5 protein-coding genes are annotated in these 4,661 nt (G+C 39.5%); all 5 read right to left on the minus strand.

The features are described 5' to 3' along the window. Positions 1–146: 146 nt before the first annotated feature. A complete protein-coding gene (locus tag O9295_RS02620; RefSeq protein WP_256378255.1) occupies positions 147–272 on the minus strand; it encodes a hypothetical protein in 126 nt (41 codons plus the stop codon). A 176-nt stretch (positions 273–448) separates the two neighbouring features. After that, positions 449–2,962 carry an NACHT and WD repeat domain-containing protein gene (locus O9295_RS02625; protein WP_288031466.1) on the minus strand — a complete coding sequence of 838 codons (2,514 nt, stop codon included), beginning with the start codon at positions 2,960–2,962 and terminating at the stop codon, positions 449–451. Positions 2,963–3,027: 65 nt separating this feature from the next. Beyond that, positions 3,028–3,423, minus strand: a complete 396-nt coding sequence (locus O9295_RS02630) for a hypothetical protein (protein WP_288031469.1) — start codon at positions 3,421–3,423, stop codon at positions 3,028–3,030. A gap of 26 nt (positions 3,424–3,449) precedes the next feature. Next, positions 3,450–3,872 carry a Het-E N-terminal domain-containing protein gene (locus O9295_RS02635; protein ID WP_288031472.1) on the minus strand — a complete coding sequence of 141 codons (423 nt, stop codon included), beginning with the start codon at positions 3,870–3,872 and terminating at the stop codon, positions 3,450–3,452. A gap of 37 nt (positions 3,873–3,909) precedes the next feature. Next, positions 3,910–4,554, minus strand: coding sequence for a substrate-binding domain-containing protein (locus O9295_RS02640; RefSeq protein WP_072923699.1), 645 nt, complete (start codon positions 4,552–4,554; stop codon positions 3,910–3,912). Between the last annotated feature and the right edge of the window lie 107 nt (positions 4,555–4,661).

A 4,661-nucleotide genomic window follows, 5' to 3' on the forward strand; every position in this document is an offset into this window, starting at 1 on the left:
GGTGGTCAACTACCTAATTTTCAGGGAAAAAGTACCTGAATTTTCCCCCGATCCCCGCAATGGCTGGCACTTTTTGAGGGGAAAAAAGTCCAAAAGTCTTATCCAACAAGGTTTTTAGATTTATTCAGCAGACCCTAACTATATTATCACTTCTCCTCACCAATCCCATCACACAAATGTCTATCCTCCTCCTTAACGCCAGAATTAGGATTGTGCAAATAAACCCGCACCCAATCGCAACTACGCCCCATTAAAGCGTTTAAGTCCTGCATTGTCCTACAATCTTTCTGTATTGTCCTACAACTCTTCTGCATCGCCCTATAATCCTTCTGTATCCTCACAAAGAAGTCTAAACCAAGATTAACGGGATTTTAGGATTAACTGGATTATTTACTTGGAAACTCCTGACAATCTTTTAAGATTGAGCATCCTGAAAATCCTCTAATCCTCAAAATCCTGATACTGACGATTTACCCCCAATCCCATCACACAAACCCCTATCCTCCTCCCTGACACCAGAATTAGGATTGTGCAAATAAACCCGCACCCAATCGCAACTACGCCCCATTAAATCACTTAAACCCCAGTCTTTCCCAAGATTCCAGAGTTTGATAGTGTTGTCATTACTACCGCTCACCAAAGTCTTGCCGTCGGGACTAAAATTAACGCTTGTGATAACCCAATCATGCCCCTTGAGGGTGCGGATTTCTTGGCCTGTCTCTACATTCCAGAGTTTGATAGTGTTGTCATTACTACTGCTCACCAATGTCTTGCCGTCGGGACTAAAATTAACGCTTGTGACAAACCAATCATCCCCTTTGAGGGTACGGATTTCTGTTCCTGTCTCGACATTCCAGAGTTTGATAGTGTTGTCCCAACTACCGCTCACCAATGTCTTGCCGTCAGGACTAAAATTAACGCTATAGACAGCGCTATCATGCCCCTTGAGGGTGCGGATTTCTTTGCCTGTTTCTACATTCCAGAGTTTGATAGTGTTGTCCCAACTACCGCTCACCAATGTCTTGCCGTCAGGACTAAAATTAACGCTATTGACAGTGCTATCATGCCCCTTGAGGGTGCGAATTTCTTGGCCTGTTTCTACATTCCAGAGTTTGATAGTCTTGTCACCACTACCGCTCACCAAAGTCTTGCCGTCGGGACTAAAATTAACACTCTGGACAAAGTTATCATGCCCCTCTAAGCGATTGCGTTCACTTTTGCGGTTGAGAAGTTCCTGTAAGGCATTAGTCACCTCCTTGTCGGATGCCTGCTGCTTTTGTAGAGTTTTTCCTGCCTTAATTGCTTCAACAAAAGCCTCCAATTCTTTTCCTTGAACAAACAAAGTCAAAGAAGAAAACCCGCGAGCATTTGCCAGATTGAGTTCCGCTTGTTGTGTTTGTTTCCAAGCCATCAAACCCAAACTACTACTAACCACCACCGCCACCAAGGAACCCGCCGCAATCCTTCTCGCTGTTCTAATTTTTTCATTTTTTTGACGTTCAGCTTGACTAATACTCGCCTTAATAAACTCAATCGCCACAGGATCTAAATTAGGCAGAGAATTATTCTTTTGAAACTCAACAATTTTAGCCAACTTAGAACCTCCCCAAAGCTCACTACTCGCTTTTACTGCATCTTGCTTCTGTAAATCATCCCACTGTTTAGCATCAGCATATAAACGACTTCTCAGAACAATTATCTCCTCTTTTTCTCGAATTAAATTCTGTAACACTTGCCAAGAACGTAATAACGCCTCATGTGCCACCTCAACCGTTGCTTTCCCGTCTTCTCCCTTACTCACCAAAAGACGATTATCTATCAATTGATAGAGAACCTCCCTTTGCATTTCCTCCTGTTCAAAACTCGATTTATCCGCCCTTCTGCTAACCGCTTTTTCCCCTTCTAAACTAATTAACTCTAGAAAAATTTCCTCTGCTGCTTTCCGTTGCTGTTCATTAAATTGACCATAAATTTTATCCGCTTGTTTTTCTAGCGCACCCGTTACCCCACCAATCTCTTGATAAATCTTAATATTTAAAACCCGATTTTGAATATGATCTTTTTCCCACAATAAATCCAATGTATATTGTAACAGAGGTAAAGAGCCAGCCTGTTCATAAAAATCCGCAATAATTTGATTAATTAATCCCTTTTCAAAGATTACCCCATTTCTCGCCGCCGGTTCAGCAATAGCTAATCTTAACTCACTTTCATCCATATCCGTTAACATCTTGCTATACTGATCATGGATTTTTCCTAAACTGGGATAAGGACTTAATTTATCTAAAAAATCCGCCCTTATCGTCATCACAATTTTAACTAAACTATCATTATTTTCAATTAATTTAATCAAACTTTTAATAAAAATATCTCTTTCCGTCTTCGGTGTACGAGTAAATAACTCCTCAAATTGGTCAATAAAAATAAACCATAAATCAGAATTATTTTTTAATCTTTCAACCACCTTAATTAAAGTCTCTTCCTTAACAGCTTGTGCTAATTTTGCTTGGGATTGTTTATATCTATTCCCTAAAAGACAACCATAAAAAGACTCAAAGGGATTAACATCAGGAACAAAAGTTAAATTAACCAATTTATTTGCGCCAAAATTATCCTTTAACTTAGGAATTAAACCCGCTTGAACTAGAGAAGACTTACCACTTCCCGACGCACCTAAAAGCAATAAAACATTCTTTTGCTTTAAATAATCGGTTAACTCAATAATCCAATTATCTCGACCAAAAAACTTATCCTTATCATCTACTTCAAACTTCCTTAAACCCAAATAAGGTGAACCCGTAATTAAAGGTTGAGACTGAATCTCACCTCCTGACTTTTGGGTGATAATATATTGATTGATTACACCGCCACTAATATCACCCGCAATTCCCTTAAATTCACCATCACCAATAAGACCTTTAACATCACCCCCTATTTCTAAATAATAACTTTTATCAGTCATTTTTGCTACCCCAAAATTATTCTTTTAAAGTTAACTTTAAATTACAGTTTTAGAATTAGCACTCTTTAAGGACTTCCTACTAAACCAAACAATTTAGCCAAACCGCCTAAAATCGTTACAATTAAAGCGACTAAAATCCCTCGACTGACAAACTCTTGATTCTCTAAGCGCTTTTCCACGCCATCATTTTTTCCCTCTAAACGCTTCTCAATACCATCAATTTTTCCCTCTAGACGCTTCTCGACACCATCGATTTTTTCCTCCAGACGCTTCTCGACACCATCAATTTTTTCCTCCAGACGCTTCTCGACACCATCAATTTTTCCCTCCAGAAGCTTAATTTCACCTTTAACTTCACTAAGTTCAATCTTAATATCAGTAACATCTTTTTGAAGATTGTCTAACTTTTGATTGATTTGAATTAGAAAATCTTTAAGTTCTACCTCAACAGTAATTGACATAAATTTCCCTCCTAAATAATCCTCAACTAATTAATGTTCTGACTAACAGTTGCAACACTAATATCTCCTGCAATTCCCTTAAAAGTACCATCTACCACCATTCCTTTAATATCACCACCAACATTAATATTATACTTACCTGCGGCAAATTCTTCAGGTTTTAATTGCTTAAGTAATGCTTCTGCTGTCTTAATAACCTCTGCATCTCTATCAATTTTTGCTTCAAGTAACTCTTCTTTGAGCAGTGTTTTTACCCCCTCTGAATCTGGTTTTTTCTCATGTTTATCGACGATATCACTATCATCTGTTTTCCCTTTTTCTGCAAATTTCTTCTTAATCAACGCTTTTAAACTCTCATAAGCATCCTTAACGGCTGTTCCTGCCGTATCCTTAGCAGCAGCAACCGCACCAGCAGCCAACGCAGCGAGAATTAGAGAAATCGGTTCCATTGCCTGAGACTCCAAATTAGATATTGCTAACTCAATCTTAGATCAAAGCAAAGTATCTGACGCGATTATGGCGCAGGTATTGGGCGCGGATGGCTTGCTGAAAAGCTAATTCATTCAGTTGATTACGCTTCTGGGGACATTGGGAAGACGGGATCGAAGGTTCTTGATAGGGGGCAACTAACTTATTTTCGCTTTTACCAAGGGGTAAAGTTTTAATTCCACACTGGGGAACTACTTCCGGTGCAGAAGCATAGTAAATTCCTCCCGGATTTTGGGAAACTTTTCTGAGAGCGGAAGTTGTACTGTAAATGTACTGAATATTACTCCCAAAATCGGCTTTTTCTAAAACCTGATCGATAAAAAATTCCACGGTTCCCCCATCTTCCTTGCGTCGGGAATAGGGAATAATGGCTAAATTAGGCCCGCCCACTTGCCGCCAATTGCTAATTTTTCCTGTATAAATATCTTTTAACTGGGTAATTGTTAGACCGGAAACTGGTAAATCGGGATGAACTGCGATCGCAATTCCATCGATAGCCACGGGAACCTCTTTTAAGGTCAATCCCCGTTGTTGAGCGCGTTGTATTTCCTCATCTTTGAGCGATCGAGATGCTTGGGAAAAAGCCAATTGATTCTCGATTAACATCCGAATAGTTACTAATTCTGTACGCAAATATTGCATCTAGAATTAGCTTTGTACGCTTTGACCCGTACTGGGTTAACTACGAACCTCTCTATCGGATTCCCGCTAAAGGCGGCCTCTCCGACTACCTTTCTTCCAATATTTAA

It is taken from the genome of Microcystis sp. LE18-22.4A (assembly GCF_027531105.1).
GTDB classification, from domain to species: domain Bacteria; phylum Cyanobacteriota; class Cyanobacteriia; order Cyanobacteriales; family Microcystaceae; genus Microcystis; species Microcystis aeruginosa.